The organism is Streptomyces sp. NBC_00122, assembly GCF_045160845.1.
GTDB lineage: Bacteria > Actinomycetota > Actinomycetes > Streptomycetales > Streptomycetaceae > Streptomyces.
On the sequence record NZ_CP108191.1, the window covers coordinates 5,143,285 to 5,163,038 of the forward strand.

Annotated in this window: 14 protein-coding genes and 1 pseudogene; 7 read left to right on the top strand and 8 right to left on the bottom strand. The window is 69.9% G+C overall.

All coding sequences use genetic code 11. The features are described from left to right. Positions 1-314 precede the first annotated feature (314 nt). Positions 315-1,229: an HAD-IC family P-type ATPase gene (locus OG737_RS24080; RefSeq protein ID WP_405922444.1), complete on the bottom strand. Its 915-nt coding sequence runs from the start codon at positions 1,227-1,229 to the stop codon at positions 315-317. A gap of 689 nt (positions 1,230-1,918) precedes the next feature. Here OG737_RS24080 and OG737_RS24085 point away from each other — a divergent pair. From OG737_RS24085 to OG737_RS24110, 6 genes are all read left to right on the top strand, one after another. After that, positions 1,919-3,133, top strand: a complete 1,215-nt coding sequence (locus tag OG737_RS24085; RefSeq protein ID WP_328928222.1) for an ROK family transcriptional regulator — start codon at positions 1,919-1,921, stop codon at positions 3,131-3,133. A gap of 118 nt (positions 3,134-3,251) precedes the next feature. Further along, positions 3,252-4,358 carry a substrate-binding domain-containing protein gene (locus OG737_RS24090; RefSeq protein ID WP_328928223.1) on the top strand — a complete coding sequence of 369 codons (1,107 nt, stop codon included), beginning with the start codon at positions 3,252-3,254 and terminating at the stop codon, positions 4,356-4,358. Between the two features lie 156 nt (positions 4,359-4,514). Beyond that, positions 4,515-5,303 carry an ATP-binding cassette domain-containing protein gene (locus tag OG737_RS24095; RefSeq protein ID WP_328928224.1) on the top strand — a complete coding sequence of 263 codons (789 nt, stop codon included), beginning with the start codon at positions 4,515-4,517 and terminating at the stop codon, positions 5,301-5,303. A gap of 26 nt (positions 5,304-5,329) precedes the next feature. Further along, positions 5,330-6,619: a sugar ABC transporter permease gene (locus OG737_RS24100; RefSeq protein ID WP_405681334.1), complete on the top strand. Its 1,290-nt coding sequence runs from the start codon at positions 5,330-5,332 to the stop codon at positions 6,617-6,619. A gap of 227 nt (positions 6,620-6,846) precedes the next feature. Next, positions 6,847-8,763, top strand: coding sequence for a 1-deoxy-D-xylulose-5-phosphate synthase (gene dxs / locus OG737_RS24105; protein ID WP_328928225.1), 1,917 nt, complete (start codon positions 6,847-6,849; stop codon positions 8,761-8,763). 118 nt (positions 8,764-8,881) lie between these two features. Continuing rightward, the gene (locus tag OG737_RS24110; RefSeq protein ID WP_328928226.1) at positions 8,882-10,378 is read left to right on the top strand and encodes an amino acid permease; all 1,497 of its coding nucleotides are present in this window, start codon (positions 8,882-8,884) and stop codon (positions 10,376-10,378) included. A gap of 77 nt (positions 10,379-10,455) precedes the next feature. Here OG737_RS24110 and OG737_RS24115 read toward each other — a convergent pair whose 3' ends face one another. The 7 genes and pseudogenes from OG737_RS24115 to OG737_RS24145 all read right to left on the bottom strand — a co-directional run bounded on the left by OG737_RS24115 (position 10,456) and on the right by OG737_RS24145 (position 18,572). Continuing rightward, positions 10,456-11,496, bottom strand: coding sequence for an LCP family protein (locus OG737_RS24115; protein ID WP_405921959.1), 1,041 nt, complete (start codon positions 11,494-11,496; stop codon positions 10,456-10,458). A 91-nt stretch (positions 11,497-11,587) separates the two neighbouring features. Then, a complete protein-coding gene (locus tag OG737_RS24120; protein ID WP_328928228.1) occupies positions 11,588-13,726 on the bottom strand; it encodes a 3-hydroxyacyl-CoA dehydrogenase NAD-binding domain-containing protein in 2,139 nt (712 codons plus the stop codon). Continuing rightward, complete coding sequence (locus tag OG737_RS24125) at positions 13,723-14,949, bottom strand: acetyl-CoA C-acyltransferase (RefSeq protein ID WP_328928229.1); 1,227 nt, start codon at positions 14,947-14,949, stop codon at positions 13,723-13,725. Before OG737_RS24125 ends, OG737_RS24120 begins: the two co-directional genes overlap by 4 nt. A 152-nt stretch (positions 14,950-15,101) precedes the next feature. Next, a pseudogene (locus OG737_RS24130) lies at positions 15,102-15,422 on the bottom strand (ferritin-like domain-containing protein); the annotation flags it as partial. 136 nt (positions 15,423-15,558) lie between these two features. Then, positions 15,559-16,842: a ribonuclease D gene (locus OG737_RS24135; protein ID WP_328928230.1), complete on the bottom strand. Its 1,284-nt coding sequence runs from the start codon at positions 16,840-16,842 to the stop codon at positions 15,559-15,561. 125 nt (positions 16,843-16,967) lie between these two features. After that, positions 16,968-17,630, bottom strand: a complete 663-nt coding sequence (locus tag OG737_RS24140) for a response regulator transcription factor (protein ID WP_069922445.1) — start codon at positions 17,628-17,630, stop codon at positions 16,968-16,970. A gap of 285 nt (positions 17,631-17,915) precedes the next feature. Next, positions 17,916-18,572 (bottom strand): DUF3000 domain-containing protein, encoded by a 657-nt coding sequence (locus OG737_RS24145; RefSeq protein ID WP_328928231.1) that lies wholly within the window; start codon positions 18,570-18,572, stop codon positions 17,916-17,918. A gap of 91 nt (positions 18,573-18,663) precedes the next feature. Here OG737_RS24145 and hemE point away from each other — a divergent pair, with 91 nt between their 5' ends. Beyond that, positions 18,664-19,728, top strand: a complete 1,065-nt coding sequence (gene hemE / locus OG737_RS24150) for a uroporphyrinogen decarboxylase (RefSeq protein ID WP_328928232.1) — start codon at positions 18,664-18,666, stop codon at positions 19,726-19,728. The last annotated feature ends 26 nt before the right edge of the window (positions 19,729-19,754 follow it).

Below are 19,754 nucleotides of genomic sequence, written 5' to 3' on the forward strand. Positions count from 1 at the left end.
CCTACGACCAGGTGCCGGAGCCCGTGCACTGCCGCGACGGGCCGCTGGGGTGGTCGTCGGGGCGGGTGCGTGCCGACGTCCAAGGCCGTGCCCCGGCCGTCACAGGTGAAGGTCGGTGTCCCGCCCGGCGGTCGGCCCGGCCGCCGGGCAGGGTCGCCGGACCGACCGCCGGCGGTTCGTACGTGGGCAGCAGGCCGGTGGTGAACCCGAGGGCGCCGAGGGGAAGACCCAGGCACAGCGCGGTGAAGCAGGAAGCCACCCGGACGGCCAGTCAGCCGTGGCGGGAATCCCGGGCCGTGCCGCCGGGAAGCGCGTCAAAGCCAGGTGTTGAACTTGCGGATGTACCAGGTCTTCACGACCTGCGTGAGCGTGCAGTACGCGAGGAGCACGCCGATCAGCCACGGGAAGTAGCTCGCCGGCAGGGCCACGAAGCCCAGCGAGGCGGCCAGCGGGGAGAACGGCAGGTACAGCCCGGTCAGCACCGCGAGGACGGTCATCACCATCACCGGCCAGGAGGCGCGGGACTGGATGAAGGGGATCTTCCGGGTACGGATCACGTGGACGATCAGGGTCTGGGAGAGCAGGCCCTCGATGAACCAGCCGGACTGGAAGAGGGACTGGCTCGCCTCGCTGTCGGCGGCGAAGACGTTCCACATGATCAGGAACATCGAGATGTCGAAGACGGAGCTGACGGGGCCGATCGTCACCATGAAGCGGAAGATGCCCTTGGCGTCCCAGTTGCGCGGCTTGCGCAGGTACTCCTCGTCCATCCGGTCCCACGGCGTGGCCAGCTGGGAGATGTCGTAGACCAGGTTCTGCACGAGCAGCATGATCGCCAGCATCGGCTGGAAGGGAATGAAGGCGCTCGCCACCAGCACCGAGAAGACATTGCCGAAGTTCGACGACGCCGTCATCTTGATGTACTTGATCGTGTTGCCGAAGGTGGTCCGGCCCTGGATCACGCCCTGCTCCAGGACGGTGAGGTCCTTCTCCAGCAGGATGATGTCCGCCGACTCCTTTGCGATGTCCACGGCGGTGTCGACCGAGATGCCGACGTCGGCGTCGCGCAGCGCGGCCGCGTCGTTGATGCCGTCCCCGAGGAACCCGACGGTGTGGCCTCCGGCCTGCAGGGCCCGTACGATCCGGGCCTTCTGGACCGGGGTGACCTTGGCGAAGACGGTCGTACGGGCGGCCAGCGCGCGCAGCGCCGTGTCGTCGAGGGCGTCGATGTCGGCGCCGAGACGATCCGGCTACGGGACTCCAGCTCGGCGGCGGCCCGCTCGCGGCGGGACCGGCCCGGCGGCGCGAGCTTCGCGGGGGTACGAGGGGTGAGCATGGTCATGACGAATACCTCCCTCCGCGGTGTCCGGGCAGCGCGAAGCCGGGCGGTCACGTGGAGTGATCATTGAACGGCGCGGGGTGCCGCGGACGGGCCACGGGATGCGCCGGGGGCATGGATGACGTATGCCTGACAGAAGGGTCAGGACATCCGGAAGGAAAGGGAAACGCGGAAGCGCACGGACACAGCGGGTGACCGCAGCCGTGCGTGCTCAGGGAAAGGCCGACCGGTCAGCGGGTCAGCCGGCGAGAGCGAGAGCGCGGCAAGGACTTCGATCGGGACTCATCCCGAACACCTCCTCGCATCGCGCTGTCATTGCAGGCGCGGTCCGGCCGGAAAGGCCGCAGAGGACCGGCGCCTCAGCGACCGTAGCACGATCCGGGCGACCGTTCTCTCCCCCTTATGGCCAGTAGTTGCCGGTTCGTGCCGTGTCAGCCTCTTGACGTGTCGAGGGACAAAGGCTCGACTTAAGGTTCACAAGTTGGAGAGACGCCGGGGTCTCGGAGCGAGAGCTTCTGCGACGTTCCCCGGCCGGGGGGCGACGGCTGGCCGTCGCTTATGGGCAGGAGTGGATGAGTCGTGCAGACGCCCGGATCGCAGTCTTCGCTACATCGCGCGAATCTCGAACGGGTCGTGCGGGCGGTGCGGCTCGCGGGTTCGCTGACCCAGGCGGAGATCGCCCGCGCCACCGGACTGTCGGCGGCCACGGTCTCCAACATCGTCCGCGAGCTCAAGGACGGCGGGACCGTCGAGGTCACCGACACCTCGGCGGGCGGCCGGCGGGCCCGCAGCGTGTCGCTCAGCGGCGATGCGGGCATCGTGATCGGTGTGGACTTCGGCCATACCCACCTGCGGGTGGCGGTCGGGAACCTGGCCCACCAGGTGCTGGCGGAGGAGGCTGAGCCGCTCGACGTGGACGCCTCCTGGGTGGAGGGCTTCGACCGGGCGGAAGCGCTGGTCGGACGGTTGATCGCGGGCATCGGGGTGAGCCTGGACAAGGCCATCGGCGTCGGCCTCGGCGTCCCCGGCCCGATCGACGTGGAGTCCGGGACCCTGGGGTCGACCGCGATCCTCCCGGGCTGGGCCGGCATCAACCCCCGCCAGGAACTCTCGCAGCGCCTCGGCGTACCCGTGTACGTGGACAACGACGCGAACCTCGGGGCCCTCGGTGAACTCGTCTGGGGGAGCGGGCGGGGAGTAAAGGACCTCGCCTACATCAAGGTCGCCAGCGGCGTCGGCGCGGGACTGGTGATCAACGGCCAGATCTACCGCGGCCCCGGCGGCACGGCCGGCGAGATCGGGCACATCACCCTGGACGAATCGGGTCCGGTGTGCCGCTGCGGTAACCGCGGCTGCCTGGAGACCTTCGCCGCGGCCCGGTACGTGCTCCCGCTGCTCCAGGGCAGCCACGGACCCGAGTTGACGATGGAGCGGGTGGTCGAACTGGCCCGCGACGGGGACCCGGGCTGCCGCCGCGTCATCACGGACGTGGGCCGCCACGTCGGCAGCGGCGTGGCCAGTCTGTGCAACCTCCTGAACCCGAGCCGGGTGGTCCTGGGCGGCTCGCTCGCGGAGGCGGGCGAACTCGTCCTGGCGCCCATCCGCGAATCGGTCGGGAGGTACGCGATCCCGAGCGCGGCCCGCCAGTTGTCGGTGCTGACCGGGTCCCTGGGCGGGCGGGCCGAGGTGCTCGGCGCACTAGCTCTTGTGCTCAGTGAAATGGGCGATTCGACACTTTTGTCGGATCATGGAAGTGGAGTGCGCGCTTCAGCCGCCATGTCTTCAGTTAGATAACGGATGGCACCGTTGTCATCTCGTTAAGGATTCACTCCTTGACGGCAAACTTGCGGCCGGGGTTGACTCACATCCACCTCGGCCGCAGTGCTGCGGCCTCGTCAGGGAGGTTCAAGTAATGAACACGCGTATGCGCAGAACCGCAGTAGCCGTTGCCGCCGGCGCCATGGCCGTTTCCCTCGCCGCCTGTGGCAGCGCCAAGGAGGCCGGCGACAAGACCAAGGAGTCCGGCGCCGCCAAGGGCGACGCGATCAAGGTCGGCCTGCTCCTGCCGGAGAACCAGACTGCGCGCTACGAGAAGTTCGACAAGCCGCTCATCGAGAAGAAGGTCGCCGAGCTCACCGGCGGCAAGGGCGAGGTCGTCTACGCGAACGCCAAGCAGGACGCCACCACGCAGAACTCGCAGGTCGACACGATGATCACCAACAAGGTGGACGTCCTGATCGTCGACGCGGTGGACTCCAAGGCCATTGCCGGCTCGGTCAAGAAGGCGAAGGAGGCCGGCATCCCGGTCGTCGCCTACGACCGTCTCGCCGAGGGCCCGATCGACGCCTACACCTCCTTCGACAACGAAGAGGTCGGCAAGGTTCAGGGCAAGGCGCTGCTGGAGGCGCTGGGCGACAAGGCCAAGGACGGCCAGATCGTCATGATGAACGGCTCGGTCACCGACCCGAACGCCAAGCTCTTCAAGTCCGGTGCGCACTCCGTCCTCGACGGCAAGGTGAACGTCGGCAAGGAGTACGACACGGTCGAGTGGAAGCCGGAGAACGCCAACACCAACATGGCGGCCGCGCTCTCCGCGCTCGGCAAGGACAAGGTCGTCGGCGTCTACTCCGCCAACGACGGCATGGCGGGCGGCATCATCACGGCCCTCAAGGGTGCCGGCGTCTCCCCCCTGCCGCCGGTCACCGGCCAGGACGCCGAACTCGCCGGTGTCCAGCGCATCGTCGCGGGCGAGCAGTTCATGAGCGTTTACAAGCCGTACGCCCCCGAGGCCGAGGCCGCCGCGAAGATGGCCGTCGCCCTCGCCAAGGGCGAGAAGGCCGGCGGCACCTCCACGGTCGACAGCCCGACCGCCAAGGGTGTCGCCTCCGTGCTGATCCCGGTCGTCTCGCTCACCAAGGGCAACATCAAGGACACCGTCGTCAAGGACGGCGTCTACACGGTCGCCGAGATCTGCACCGACAAGTACGCGGCGGCCTGCGCCTCCCTCGGCCTGAAGTAGCGGCCCCCGCCGCCTCCTCGCGAGGCGGCCCCCGTGCCTGACCGGCGCCCCGCCCCCATTCCCCGCCACTGGCGGGGCGCCGGGCAGAAACGTTCCCCCATTCGCCCCGCTCCTGCTCTTTTGCACGACATCCCCGCCGGTCAGGCGGCGAAGGAGATGGTTCATGTGTCCGCTGCGCCCGTGCTGGCGTTGCGAGGGGTCTCGAAGCGGTTCGGCGCCGTTCAGGCCCTGACCGACGTAGAACTCGAGATCCACTCCGGTGAAGTGGTCGCCCTGGTCGGCGACAACGGTGCCGGAAAGTCCACGCTGGTCAAGACGATCGCCGGCGTGCACCCCATCGATGACGGCGTCATCGAGTGGGAGGGCCGTCCGGTCTCCATCGGCAAGCCCCATGACGCCCAGAACCTGGGCATCGCGACGGTCTACCAGGACCTGGCGCTGTGCGACAACATCGATGTCGTCGGCAACCTCTTCCTCGGCCGCGAGCTCAAGCGCCACGGCGTCCTCGACGAGGTGGAGATGGAGCGGCGCGCCCGCGAGCTCCTGACCACCCTGTCCATCCGGATCCCCAGCGTCCGTATCCCCATCGCCTCGCTCTCGGGCGGTCAGCGCCAGACCGTGGCGATCGCCCGCTCCATGCTGGGCGAGCCCCAGCTCGTCATCCTCGACGAGCCCACCGCCGCCCTCGGCGTCGAGCAGACCGCACAGGTGCTCGACCTGGTGGAGCGGCTGCGCGAGCGCGGCCACGCCGTCATCCTCATCAGCCACAACATGGCCGATGTGAAGGCCGTCGCCGACAAGGTGGCGGTCCTGCGGCTGGGCCGCAACAACGGTGTCTTCAACGTCGCCGACACCTCGCAGGAAGAGATCATCTCCGCCATCACCGGTGCCACGGACAACGCCGTGACCCGCCGGGCGGCCCGCACCTCGGAGGCCGGCAAGTGAGCACCAAGAACCCTGCCACCGGTCCACTGGGCAAAGGCCCCGTCGACCAGCAGGAGCACATCGACCCGGTCAACCCCGCGGCCGCGCACGACGCGATCCCGGCCGTTGACCCCCGCCTGCTCGTCAGGGAAGAGGGCCTCGCCGGGTACGTGGGCGAGTTCAAGCGCAAGATGAAGGCCGGCGATCTGGGCTCCCTCCCGGTCGTCATCGGCCTGATCGTCATCTGGTCGATCTTCCAGGGGCTGAACTCGAACTTCCTCTCCCCGGAGAACCTGACCAACATCGCGATCACGATGACCGGCACCGGCATGATCGCCATCGGCATCATCTTCGTGCTGCTGCTCGGCGAGATCGACCTCTCGGTCGGCTCGGTCAGCGGTGTCTCGGGCGCGATCGTCGCCGTCCTCGCCGTCACCCACGGCGTGAACGAATGGCTGGCCATCCTCCTGGCCATCGTCGGCGGCGCCCTGATCGGCTGCATCCACGGCTTCTTCTTCGCCAAGGTCGGCGCCCCGGCCTTCGCCGTCACCCTGTCGGGCCTGCTCTTCTGGCTCGGCGCGATGCTGCAGATCCTCGGCAGCAACGGCACGATCAACATCGACTCCGATGGCGTGGTCGGCCAGCTGACCACGTACTTCTTCTCGGACGTGGCCGTCGCCTACGGGCTGGCCGCGCTCGCGGTGGCCGGCTACTTCGTCGCGGCCTTCCTCGACGCGAGGCGCCGCGAGGCAGCCGGGATGCCGTCCCGGCCGCTCACCGAGATCCTGCTGCGCACCGGCCTGCTCGCACTGTGCGCGTTCGGTCCCGCCGTGCTGTTCAACCAGTACAAGGGCCTGCCGCTCGCGGTGGTGCTCTTCCTGCTGGCCCTGGTCGTCACGGACTTCCTGCTGCGCCGCACGACCTTCGGGCGAAACGTTTTCGCACTGGGCGGCAGCGTCGAGGCCTCCCGCCGCGCGGGCATCAACGTCACCCGGATCCGGATCACGGTCTTCGCGATCTCCAGCACCTTCGCGGCCATCGGCGGCCTGTTCTGGGCCTCCAAGATCGCGGCGGCCAACCAGAGCGCCGGCGCCGGCGACCTGCTGATGAACGTGATCGCGGCGGCCGTCATCGGCGGCACCAGCCTCTTCGGTGGCCGGGGCCGGACCTGGAACGCCCTCCTCGGCGTCATGGTCATCGTCTCGATCCAGTACGGTCTGGCCCTGGAGGGAATCGCGACTCCGATCCAGTACATGATCACGGGTGCCGTACTGCTGGCCACCGTGGTGATCGACTCGGTCACGCGCAAGACCCAGAAGACGGCCGGACGTGCCTAAGCGGTAAGACCCGTCACAATGCCCGGCGCCACTTCGTGTGGTGCCGGGCATCCGTGCGTACATATGTGCGTACGCCTGTGCGGGTATACGCCTGTTTGTGATGTGTGACCACGCGATGGTGTGTTCATGTATGACAAAGGTGTGACTCACGGGGGCGGCCCGATGACCGCACCCGCGAGCGGAACATTAGACTCGTCGGACCAGCAAGCAACTGCAAGGAGGCACGGGTGCTGCTGCCCCGCATCAAGGGACCGCGCGATCTGGACCTGCTCAGCCAGGAGGAGCTCAACCAGCTCGCCGCCGAGATCAGGTCCTTCCTCGTCGACGCCGTCTCCAAGACCGGCGGGCACCTCGGCCCCAACCTCGGGGTGGTCGAACTGACGATCGCCCTGCACCGGGTCTTCGACTCGCCCAAGGACAAGGTCCTCTTCGACACCGGCCACCAGGCCTACGTCCACAAGCTGCTCACCGGCCGTCAGGACTTCGGCAACCTGCGCTCCAAGGGCGGCCTCTCCGGCTACCCCTCGCGCGCCGAGTCCGACCACGACGTGATCGAGAACTCGCACGCCTCCACCGTGCTCGGCTGGGCCGACGGCATCGCCAAGGCCAACGAGGTGCTAGGCCGCGAGGACCACCACGTCGCCGCCGTCATCGGCGACGGCGCGCTGACCGGCGGCATGGCCTGGGAGGCGCTGAACAACATCGCCGCCGCCAAGGACCGCCCCCTGGTCATCGTCGTCAACGACAACGAGCGCTCGTACGGCCCCACCATCGGCGGCCTCGCGAACCACCTGGCGACCCTGCGCACCACGGACGGCTACGAGCGCTTCCTGGCCCGCGGCAAGGACCTCCTGGAGCGCACCCCCGTCGTGGGCAAGCCGCTCTACGAGACCCTGCACGGCGCCAAGAAGGGCCTCAAGGACTTCATCGCCCCGCAGGGCATGTTCGAGGACCTGGGCCTGAAGTACATCGGCCCCATCGACGGCCACGACATCGAGGCCCTGGAGTCCGCCCTGCAGCGCGCCAAGCGCTTCAGCGGTCCGGTCATCGTGCACTGCCTCACCCAGAAGGGCCGGGGCTACGAGCCGGCCGTCCAGGACGAGGCGGACCGCTTCCACGCGGTCGGCGTGATCCACCCGGACACCGGCCTGCCGGTCAGCACCGACGCCGCCAGCTGGACCTCCGTCTTCGCCGACGAGATGGTCAAGCTCGGCAAGGAGCGGGGGGACATCGTCGCCATCACCGCGGCCATGCTCCAGCCGGTCGGCCTGAAGAAGTTCGCGGACGCCTACCCCGACCGGATCTTCGACGTCGGCATCGCCGAGCAGCACGGCGCCACTTCGGCGGCGGGCCTGGCGACCGGCGGCGCCCACCCGGTCTTCGCGGTGTACGCCACCTTCCTCAACCGCGCCTTCGACCAGGTCCTGATGGACGTCGCCCTGCACAAGTGCGGGGTCACCTTCGTCCTGGACCGCGCCGGTGTCACCGGCACCGACGGCGCCTCCCACAACGGCATGTGGGACATGTCGATCATGCAGGTCGTACCCGGTCTGCGGCTCGCCGCCCCGCGCGACGCCGAGCAGCTGCGCGCCCAGCTGCGCGAGGCCGTCCTGGTCAAGGACGCGCCGACCGTCGTGCGCTACTCCAAGGGCGTCGTCGGCCCGGCCGTCCCGGCCGTCGGCCGGATCGGCGGCATGGACGTGCTGCGCACCCCGGCTCCCGAAGTCACCAGGCCGGACGTACTCCTGGTCTCCGTCGGCGCGCTGGCCCCGATGTGCCTGGAGATCGCGAACCTGCTCGACAAGCAGGGCATCACCACCACCGTCGTGGACCCCCGCTGGGTCAAGCCCGTGGACGAGGCCCTGGCCCCGCTCGCCGACCGCCACCGCGTGGTCGTCACCGTCGAGGACAACGGCCGTACCGGCGGCGTGGGCTCCGCCGTCTCGCAGGCGCTCCGGGACGCGGGGGTCGACGTACCGCTGCGCGACTTCGGCATCCCGCAGCGCTTCCTGGACCACGCCTCCCGCAAGGAGGTCATGGCCGAGATCGGGCTGACCGCTCCGGACATCGCCCGGCAGGTCACCGGCCTCGTGGCCAAGCTGGACGGGCGCTTCGACAGCGAGCCGGCCGCCGCCGTCGACTAGGCCGGACAGCGCAGGCCGGATCGCCGCGCGGTTGCACGCCACGGGCCGGGAGATCACCCTTGAAGGGGTGGGCCTCCCGGCCCGTTCGCGTGCGTCATCACCTGTCGGAGGTGCGTCGGTGAGTAAGGATCTGAACAGCCCCTTCCGCACCAAGACGGTGGAGCAGTCCATCCGCGACACGGAGGAGCCGGAACACGCACTCCGCAAGTCGCTCTCCGCCTGGGACCTGACGGTCTTCGGCGTGGGCGTCATCATCGGCACCGGCATCTTCGTCCTCACGGGCATCGCGGCCCGGAACAACGCCGGACCCGCCACCTCCCTCTCCTTCGTGGCAGCGGGCATCGTCTGCGCCCTCGCAGCGCTCTGCTACGCCGAGTTCGCGTCCACCGTGCCGGTGGCCGGTTCGGCGTACACCTTCTCGTACGCCTCGATCGGTGAGCTGCCCGCCTGGATCATCGGGTGGGACCTGGTGCTCGAGTTCGCGCTCGGCACCGCCGTCGTGGCGGTGGGCTGGTCCGGGTACGTGCGCCACCTCATGTCGACGAACCTCGGCTGGGACATGCCCGCCGCGCTGTCGGGGCCCGACGCGGGAGGATCCTTCGACCTGCTCGCCTTCCTGCTGGTCCTGGTGCTGACCGCGATCCTGGTCATCGGGACGAAGCTCTCGGCCCGGATCACCGCGGTCGTCGTCGCCATCAAGGTCACCGTGGTCCTGCTGGTCATCATCGCGGGCCTGTTCTTCATCAAGGGCGACAACTACTCGCCGTTCATCCCCCCGGCGCAGCCCCAGGAAGCGGGCGGCGGCCTGCACGCACCACTGGTCCAGCTGATGTTCGGCTACGCGCCCACCAACTTCGGTGTCATGGGCATCTTCACCGCGGCCTCCCTCATCTTCTTCGCCTTCATCGGCTTCGACGTCGTGGCCACCGCGGCCGAGGAGACCAAGAATCCCCAGCGGGACATGCCGCGCGGCATCCTCGGCTCGCTGCTGGTCTGCACGGTGCTCTACGTCGCCGTGACGCTGGTGGTCACCGGCATGCAGAAGTACACGGAGATGTCGCCCACCGCCCCGCTCGCCGAAGCCTTCAAGTCGGTGAACCAGCCGTTCTTCTCCGGCGCCATCAGCCTCGGGGCGGCCGTCGGCCTGATCACCGTGTGCATGATCCTGCTGCTCGGCCAGACCCGCGTGTTCTTCGCGATGAGCCGTGACGGACTGCTGCCGCGCGTCTTCTCCGTCACCCACCCCAAGTACCGCACGCCGTACCGGGCGACCCTCCTGCTCGGCGGGATCATCGCCATCGTCGCGGGTTTCACCAGCCTGGAGAAGCTCGCGGAACTGGTGAACATCGGCACCCTGTTCGCCTTCGTGGTGGTCGCCCTCGGCGTGATCGTCCTGCGCCGGACCCGCCCCGACCTGCACCGGGCCTTCCGCACCCCGTGGGTGCCGGTCGTCCCGATCGTGTCGATCGCGGCCTCGCTCTGGCTGATGCTCAACCTGCCGGCCGAGACCTGGATCCGGTTCGGCATCTGGATGGTCGTCGGCTTCATCGTCTACTTCCTGTACGGCCGCAGCCACAGCCGGCTCGGCAAGCTCGGCCAGGACGCGAAGTTCTAGACGCGCAGCAGGGCACGGAACGGCGAAGCCGGCCGTACGCGTCACCCGTACGGCCGGCTTCGCCGGTGCCGGCTCCGTCAGCCCTTGGCGGGGGAGTCCTTCGCGGAGGCCGGGACCTTCTGGTCCGTGCGGAGGGCTTCCCACAACTGGGTGGCCTGCGGCTCGGCCACGACCACCCGGTTCGGGTCCACCTTGTCGTAGGCGACCGGCAGCATGATGGTCTCCATCGTGTCCGGGTCGACGCCCTTCATGCTCTTGGCGAAGTCGGAGAGCGCGGTGAGGGAGGCGAGGTCCGAGTCGGTGGTCAGCGACTTGGTGCCGGCGTCGGCGAGCTTGTAGAGCCGCGCCGGGTTGCCGAGCGCGTCCTGCTTCTTGACCTCGGTCAGCATCGCCATCATGAACTGCTGCTGCAGGCCTATGCGTCCGAGGTCGCTGCCGTCCCCGTAGCCGTAGCGGGTACGGACGAACTTGAGCGAGTCCGTGCCGTTCAGCCGGTGCGTGCCCGCGTCCAGCTTCAGCCCGCCCTTGGCCCCGCTCATCGGCTTGTCCAGGGTGACGGTGACCCCTCCGAGCGCGTCCACCAGGCCCTTGAAGCCGGCGAAGTCGACCTCGACGAAGTGGTCCACGCGGACGCCGGACATCTGCTCCACGGTGTTGACCACACAGGCCGGACCGGCCAGCGAGTAGACCGAGTTGAACATGACCCGCTTCGCGGACGGCACGGTCTTGCCGTCCCCGTCCTTGCATTCGGGCCGGGTGATCAGGGTGTCGCGGGGGATGCTCACCGCGGTGGCCTTGGCCCGGCCCTCGGGTATGTGCACCAGCATCGCGGTGTCCGAGCGGGCGCCGCTGACATCGCCGTGGTCGAGGTCGGCGTTGGCTCCGGCACGCGAATCGGAGCCGAGCACCAGGATGTTCTGGGCGTTCGCGGCCACCTTCGGCGGCCGGTTGTCGCCGATGGCCTGGTCCAGGTCGACGCTGTCGATGTTGCCGTTGAGGTGGCTGTACATCCACCAGCCGGCTCCGGCGGCGCCCAGGATCAGCACGGCGACCAGCAACAGGGTGATCCGCAGAACGCGGCGTCGGCGGCGCCTGGGGCGCGCGTGCGTGTCCGTCATGGGGGTGAATCTTAGACAGATATTCGAACGGCCGAAGCCCGCCCCCGGGAAGGGGCGGGCCAGGCCGTCAGATACCCGTCTGCGAGCCGGACTAGGCTGGGATGCTCGCCAGACCGGGAGCGAGGAACTTCTTGCCGTTCACGCGCTCCGAGACGCCTTCACGGTCCAGGTACGGCGTGACGCCACCCAGGTGGAAGGGCCAGCCCGCACCGGTGATGAGGCAGAGGTCGATGTCCTGGGCCTCGGCCACGACACCCTCCTCCAGCATCAGGCCGATCTCCTGCGCCACCGCGTCCAGGACGCGGTCGCGGACCTGCTCCTCCGTCAGGACGACATCGCCCTGCACCAGGAGGGCGGCGACCTCGGGGTCCAGCTCCGGCTTGAAGCCGTTCTCGGCGGAGTAGACGTAGAAGCCGCGCTTGCCGGCCTTGACCACGGCCGCCAGGTTCGGGGAGACGGTGAAGCGCTCCGGGAAGGCGCGGTTCAGGGTCTCGGAGACGTGCAGACCGATGGCCGGGCCGACGAGCTCCAGCAGCACCAGCGGGGACATCGGCAGGCCGAGCGGCTCGATGGCCTTCTCCGCCGTGACCACCGGGGTGCCCTCGTCGATGACGTTCTGGATCTCGCCCATGAAGCGGGTCAGGATGCGGTTCACGACGAACGCCGGGGCGTCCTTGGTGAGGACCGCGGTCTTCTTCAGCTTCTTGGCGACACCGAAGGCCGTGGCCAGCGAGGCGTCGTCGGTCTGCTCACCGCGGACGATCTCCAGCAGCGGGAGGATCGCGACCGGGTTGAAGAAGTGGAAGCCGACCACGCGCTCCGGGTGCTGGAGCTTCGAGGCCATCTCGGAGACCGACAGCGAGGAGGTGTTGGTGGCGAGGATCGCGTGCGCCGGGGCGACCGCCTCGACCTCCGCGAACACCTTCTGCTTGACGGACATCTCCTCGAACACGGCCTCGATGATGAAGTCCGCGTCCGCGAAGCCCTCGGCCTTGTCCAGGACACCCGTCACCAGGGCGGTCAGGCGGTTGGCCTTGTCCTGGTTGATGCGGCCCTTGCCGAGCAGCTTCTGGATCTCGGCGTGGACGTAGCCCACACCCTTGTCCACGCGCTCCTGGTCGATGTCGGTGAGGACCACCGGCACCTCTAGGCGGCGCAGGAAGAGCAGCGCCAGCTGCGAGGCCATCAGGCCCGCGCCGACGACGCCGACCTTGGTGACCGGACGGGCCAGGGACTTGTCCGGGGCACCGGCCGGGCGCTTGGCGCGCTTCTGGACCAGGTTGAAGGCGTAGATGCCCGAGCGCAGCTCGCCGCCCATGATGAGGTCGGCCAGGGCCGTGTCCTCGGCGTCGAAGCCGGCCTGGAGGTCGCCCGACTTGGCCGCGGCGATGATGTCCAGCGCGCGGTAGGCGGCCGGAGCGGCGCCGTGCACCTTGGAGTCCGCGATGAAGCGGCCCTTGGCGACGGCCGCGTCCCAGGCCTCGCCGCGGTCGATCTCGGCGCGGACGACCTCGGTGGTGCCGTTCAGGACGTTCGCGGTCCACAGGAGCGACTGCTCCAGGAAGTCCGCACCCTCGAACAGCGCGTCCGCGATGCCCAGGTCGAAGACCTGCTTGCCGCGCAGCTGCTTGTTCTGGTTGAGCGAGTTCTCGATGATCACCGAGACCGCGCGCTCGGCGCCGATCAGGTTCGGCAGGATGGCGCAGCCGCCCCAGCCGGGAACCAGGCCGAGGAAGACCTCGGGCAGCGAGAAGGCCGGGATCGCCTTCGAGACGGTGCGGTAGGAGCAGTGCAGACCGACCTCGACGCCGCCGCCCATGGCCGCGCCGTTGTAGTACGCGAAGGTCGGGACCGCCAGCGCGGAAAGGCGCTTGAAGACGTCGTGGCCGCCCTTGCCGATGGCGAGCGCCTCGTCGTGCTTCTTCAGCAGCTCGACGCCCTTGAGGTCGGCGCCGACCGCGAAGATGAACGGCTTGCCGGTGATGCCGGCGCCGACGATGGAGCCCGCGAGGGCCTCCTGCTCGACCTGGTCGATCGCCGCGTTCAGGTTGGCGAGGGACTGCGGGCCGAAGGTGGTCGGCTTGGTGTGATCGAAGCCGTTGTCCAGCGTGATGAGCGCGAAGCGCCCGGCGCCGAACGGCAGGTCCAGGTGGCGGACGTGCGCGGACGTGACGACCTCGTCCGGGAACAGCTCGGCCGCGCCCTTCAGGAGCTCAGCGGTGGTGCTCACTTGGAGTCTCCCTCGGCGTTGAAGTTCGGGTTCTCCCAGATGACCGTGGCGCCCATGCCGAAGCCGACGCACATGGTGGTCAGGCCGTAGCGGACGTGCGGCTGCTCCTCGAACTGACGGGCCAGCTGCGTCATCAGGCGCACGCCCGAGGAGGCGAGCGGGTGACCGAAGGCGATGGCGCCGCCGTACTGGTTCACGCGGGCGTCGTCATCGGCGATGCCGTAGTGCTCCAGGAACGCGAGGACCTGGACCGCGAAGGCCTCGTTGACCTCGAAGAGACCGATGTCGTCGATCGTCAGGCCGGCCTGGGCCAGGGCCTTCTCGGTGGCCGGGATCGGGCCGTAGCCCATGACCTCGGGCTCGACGCCCGCGAAGGAGTACGAGACCAGGCGCATCTTGACCGGGAGGTTGTTCTCCCGGGCGAAGTCCTCGGACGCGATGATCGCGGCGGTGGCACCGTCGTTGAGACCGGCGGCGTTGCCCGCGGTGACCCGGCCGTGGGTACGGAACGGGGTCTTCAGGCCGGCCAGGTTCTCCAGCGTGGTGCCCGGGCGCATCGGCTCGTCGGAGGTGACCAGGCCCCAGCCCGTCTCACCCGCTGCCTCGTTGGTGTTGCGCACCGAGATCGGGACCAGGTCCTGCTGGATCTTGCCGTCGGCGTACGCCTTGGCGGCCTTCTCCTGCGAGCGCACGGCGTACTCGTCGGCGCGGAGCTTGGTGATCGTCGGGTACCGGTCGTGCAGGTTCTCGGCGGTCATGCCCATGAACAGGGCGGACTCGTCGACCAGCTTCTCGGAGACGAAGCGCGGGTTCGGGTCCACGCCCTCGCCCATGGGGTGGCGGCCCATGTGCTCGACACCGCCGGCGAGGGCGACGTCGTACGCACCGAAGGCCACACCGCCCGCGACGGCGGTCACGGCGGTCAGCGCGCCGGCGCACATGCGGTCGATGGAGTAGCCCGGGACGGACTGCGGGAGGCCCGCGAGGATGCCGGCCGTACGGCCCAGCGTCAGGCCCTGGTCGCCGATCTGCGTGGTCGCGGCGATGGCGACCTCGTCGATCTTCGCGGGGTCCAGGTCCGGGTTGCGGCGCAGCAGCTCCCGGATCGCCTTCACGACGAGGTCGTCGGCGCGGGTCCCGTTGTAGATGCCCTTCGGGCCCGCCTTGCCGAACGGGGTGCGGACGCCGTCGACGAAGACGACGTCCCTGACGGTACGAGGCACGTTGGCTCTCCTCCAGGTGCGGGTGTGCACTGCTGCGCGGGGGCATGCTCGGCTTACGTCACTGAGCGCCCGCTCACCCGGCCATGCTACTTGTCGGTAACCGGAGTGGACACCCCCTCCCGAAGGAGCGGCGAACGTCACACCGGCTCCGCGTCGCTCCAATGTCCGGGCAGGGTGCCGGCCCCGCCCGCCGCCAGCAGCAGCGCCAGCATCCGCGCGTGGTTGTGCTCCTCGGCCTCGAAGAGCCGTACCGCCTCCGCGTACACCGGGTCCCCGGCCCGGTCCGCCTTGCCGATCAGGGCCAGTCCGTCCCCGTCCTCGCCGACCTGGAACCGCTGCAGGCTCCGGACGAGCGCCGGATCGAGCGCGGCCCCCCGGCCCCAGTCCGGGTCCCCGACCGCGGCGCGGCGCTCCCGCTCGGCCTCGAAGTCGCGTACCCATGCCCCGTACCCCTCGTACCCATTATTGAGCATGTTCAAAAGTTAACGGGGTTTGAGCGTGTTCAAAAGCGATGTCGCAGGGCTGTTGCGGAACCGGGACGCCCTCCGGGGATGCGCAGAGCCCCCGGCCGAAGGAACGGCCGGGGGCTCTCTGTGATGTGGCGCCGCGTCAGGCGCGCGCGGCGAGGGCGGTGACCAGCGCCGCCGTCACCTGCTCGATCTGCCACGGGCGGGCGCCGTAGCCCGCGAGGGCCTGCGCCACCGCTTCCGCCTCCAGCCGGTGCGGCGGCTCCCAGCACAGCCGGCGGACCGTGTCCGGGGTGATCAGGTTCTCCTGGGGCAGGTTCAGCCCCTCGGCCAGTGCGGAGACGGCCGCGCGGGCCGCCGACAGCCGTACGGCGGCGGCCGGGTCCTTGTCGACCCAGGAGCGCGGCGGGGGCGGACCGGCCGGGGTCGCCCCGGGCTGCGGCAGCTCGTTCTCGGGCAGCGCCTTCGCCCGGTCCACGGCGGCCATCCACTGCTCCAGCTGGCGCCGGCCCATCCGCTGCCCGTAGCCGGGCAGGGCGGACAGGGCCTGTACGTTCGCCGGGAGGGCGAGGGCGGCCTCGACGATCGCGGCGTCGCCCAGCACCTTGCCGGGCGACACGTCGCGCCGCTGCGCGATCCGGTCCCGCGACTCCCACAGCTCCCGCACGACCGCCATCTGCCGGCGGCGGCGCACCTTGTGCATACCGGACGTACGGCGCCACGGGTCCTTGCGCGGCGGCGCGGGCGGGGCGGCGGCGATGGCGTCGAACTCCTGGTGGGCCCATTCCAGCTTGCCCTGCCGGTCCAGCTCCTCCTCCAGCGCGTCCCGCAGGTCCACCAGCAGCTCCACGTCGAGCGCGGCGTAGCGCAGCCACGGCTCCGGAAGCGGGCGGGTCGACCAGTCGACGGCGGAGTGGCCCTTCTCCAGCGCGTAGCCGAGCACGCTCTCGACCATCGCGCCCAGTCCGACCCGCGGGAACCCGGCGAGGCGGCCGGCCAGTTCGGTGTCGAACAGGGAGGTGGGCACCATGCCTATTTCGCGCAGGCACGGCAGGTCCTGGGTGGCGGCGTGCAGGATCCACTCGGTGCCGGTCAGGGCCTCGCCGAGTGAGGAGAGGTCGGGGCAGCCCACCGGGTCGATGAGCGCGGACCCCGCGCCCTCGCGGCGCAGCTGTACCAGGTAGGCGCGCTGGCCGTAGCGGTATCCGGAGGCGCGCTCGGCGTCGACGGCCACGGGGCCGGTGCCCGCGGCGAAGGCCGCGACCACTTCGGCGAGGGCGTCGGCGTCGGCGACCACCGGAGGGATCCCCTCACGGGGTTCCAGCAGTGGAATCGGCGGCCCATCGGACGAACTGACGACTTCGTCCGGGGGGCCGCCCCCGGTGGTGGTGCGCAGGTCTGCTGCGGTCTCTTGGGCGTCGGTCACCGGTCAAGGGTATCCGTGGATGTGACGCGCCCGTCGCCGGAACGTTCCGTCGACGGGCGCGGGGTGGCAGGGCGGAGGTTCGTCCGGGGTTCACGGGGGATTTGCCCGGGAACCTCGGGGCGGGGTCAGTGGATGATCCCGGTCCGCAGAGCGACGGCGACCATCCCGGCCCGGTCGCCGGTGCCCAGCTTGCGGGCGATCCGGGCGAGGTGGGACTTGACGGTCAGGGCGGACAGGCCCATCGAGACACCGATGGCCTTGTTGGACTGCCCCTCCGCGACGAGGCGCAGGACCTCGACCTCGCGGCCGGAGAGCTCTCGGTAGCCGCCCGGGTGGCTCGGGGCACCCGGGGGGCGGCGGTGCATACGGGCGGCGGCGGCGCCGATGGGTGCGGCGCCGGGCCGGCTGGGGAGCCCGATGTTGGTCCGGGTGCCGGTGACGACGTAGCCCTTCACCCCGCCCGCGAGGGCGTTGCGTACGGCGCCGATGTCGTCGGCGGCGGACAGGGCCAGGCCGTTCGGCCAGCCCGCGGCGCGGGTCTCGGAGAGCAGGGTGAGACCGGAGCCGTCGGGCAGGTGGACGTCGGCCACGCAGATGTCGCGCGGGCTGCCGACTCGGGGACGGGCCTCCGCGATGGACGAAGCCTCGATCACGTCACGTACTCCGAGGGCCCACAGATGGCGGGTCACGGTGGAACGCACGCGCGGGTCGGCCACGACGACCATGGCCGTCGGCTTGTTCGGGCGGTAGGCGACCAGGCTTGCGGGCTGCTCGAGAAGAACGGACACCTAGGCCTCCTGGGGGAGTGGCGGGACGGCCGGCTCGGGGAAGGAAGCCGGTGCGAACCGTGCGGATGGTCACTGACTCCTTCGGCACGTCACCCACCCGGCTTTAGGGAATGATCACGATTTGGTGAGTAACAATTCGGGCAATTCGGACGCACGATCGATCATAGGGTGATCAGAACCCCGCAATGGACGCCCCGTTCCGACACTCCGTTACGGAGTTCGCTCGGGCGTTCCCCGCCGTGGGCGCTCTTTCGGGTCGGCTCGCGCGCCCGTGCGGTCCCGGTCCTACGGGTGGTGCGGACCGCGGCGCTGTGGCAGGGACACCACGCCCGTGACGCTGTCCGTCGGCCCGACCGGCGGCAGCCCGGCGATCTGGCACAGCAGCTCGCACCAGGCGGACAGGTGCGCGGAGGTGTCCGGCACCCCGCCCACGCCCTCGCGCGGCGTCCAGGAGGCTCTGATCTCGATCTGCGTCGCCGGCCGCCGCTCCGCGAGCCCGCCGAAGTAGTGCGAGCCCGCCATGGTCACGGTCCCGCTCGCCTCCCCGTACGCCAGCCCGCGCGCGTCCAGCGCCCCCGTCAGCCAGGACCAGCACACCTCCGGGAGGAGGGGGTCCGTGGCCATCTCGGGCTCCAGTTCCGCCCGTACCAGCGTCACGAGCCGAAACGTTCCGTGCCAGGCGTCGTGCCCGGCCGGATCGTGGAGCAGGATGAGGCGGCCGTCGGCCAGATCGTCCTCGCCGTCCACCACCGCCGCTTCCAGCGCGTAGGCGTACGGGGCCAGTCTCTGCGGCGGCTTCGTGGGGTCGATCTCGATCCCCGGGCGCAGTCTCGCCTTCTTCAAGCCGTCGACCGCCCGCCGGAACGGGAGCGGGACCGAGCTCTCCTTCGCGCTGTCCATACCGTCAGCGCCATCTGAAAATCGTCCCTGAGCCGCAGCCATGCGGGGAAGACTAGGCGGAACGAGCGCCCGTGCGGCGCAGGGACACCCGCGCCGAGCCGGGCAACTCTTCATACGTGCGAAGATTTGGGTCGTGAGTGCCAACGAACGCCCCAAGGGCCAGCCGAGTCAGACGTACGATTCCGCCTTCCTGAAGGCGTGCCGGCGGGAGCCGGTGCCGCACACCCCGGTGTGGTTCATGCGGCAGGCCGGGCGCTCGCTCCCCGAGTACCGCAAGGTGCGCGAGGGGACCCAGATGCTGGAGTCGTGCATGCGGCCCGACCTGGTCACCGAGATCACGCTGCAGCCGGTGCGCCGCCACAAGGTGGACGCGGCGATCTTCTTCTCCGACATCGTGGTCCCGCTGAAGGCCATCGGCGTCGATCTGGACATCAAGCCGGGCATCGGCCCGGTCGTGGCCCAGCCGATCCGCCGCCGCGAGGACCTCGCACAGCTGCGCGACCTCACCCCTGAAGACGTCTCGTACGTCACCGAGGCGATCGGCATGCTCACCGGTGAACTGGGCTCCACGCCGTTGATCGGTTTCGCGGGTGCGCCTTTCACCCTTGCGAGCTACCTGGTCGAGGGCGGTCCCTCGAAGAACCACGAGCACACCAAGGCCCTGATGTACGGGGACCCGGAGCTGTGGGCGGACCTGCTGGACCGCCTCGCGGAGATCACCTCCGCCTTCCTGAAGGTCCAGATCGAGGCCGGCGCCTCCGCGGTGCAGCTCTTCGACTCCTGGGTCGGCGCGCTGGCCCCGGCGGACTACCGCCGCTCGGTGATGCCGGCGTCGGCGAAGGTCCTGGAGTCCGTCGCCTCCTACGGGGTCCCGCGCATCCACTTCGGCGTGGGCACGGGCGAGCTGCTCGGCCTCATGGGCGAGGCCGGCGCGGACGTCATGGGCGTCGACTACCGGGTCCCGCTCGACGAGGCCGTCCGCCGGGTCGGCCCGGGCAAGGCGCTCCAGGGGAACCTGGACCCGGCCGTGCTCTTCTCCACCCCGGAGGCCGTCGAGGCCAAGACGGACGAGGTCCTCGCCGCCGCGGCCGGCCTGGAGGGCCACGTCTTCAACCTGGGCCACGGCGTCCTCCCGACGACGGACCCGGACGCCCTGACCCGCCTGGTGGACTACGTCCACACCAAGACGGCCCGCTGAGCGGAAACCGCACCCGAGCAAGATCG

Bases quoted from the DNA above. Each gene is read 5' to 3' on its own strand.
- OG737_RS24145 (WP_328928231.1), bottom strand. From the start codon at position 18,572: ATGGCTGCGGCTCAGGGACGATTTTCAGATGGCGCTGACGGTATGGAC.
- OG737_RS24090 (WP_328928223.1), top strand. From the start codon at position 3,252: ATGAACACGCGTATGCGCAGAACCGCAGTAGCCGTTGCCGCCGGCGCC.
- OG737_RS24115 (WP_405921959.1), bottom strand. From the start codon at position 11,496: ATGACGGACACGCACGCGCGCCCCAGGCGCCGCCGACGCCGCGTTCTG.
- OG737_RS24095 (WP_328928224.1), top strand. From the start codon at position 4,515: ATGGTTCATGTGTCCGCTGCGCCCGTGCTGGCGTTGCGAGGGGTCTCG.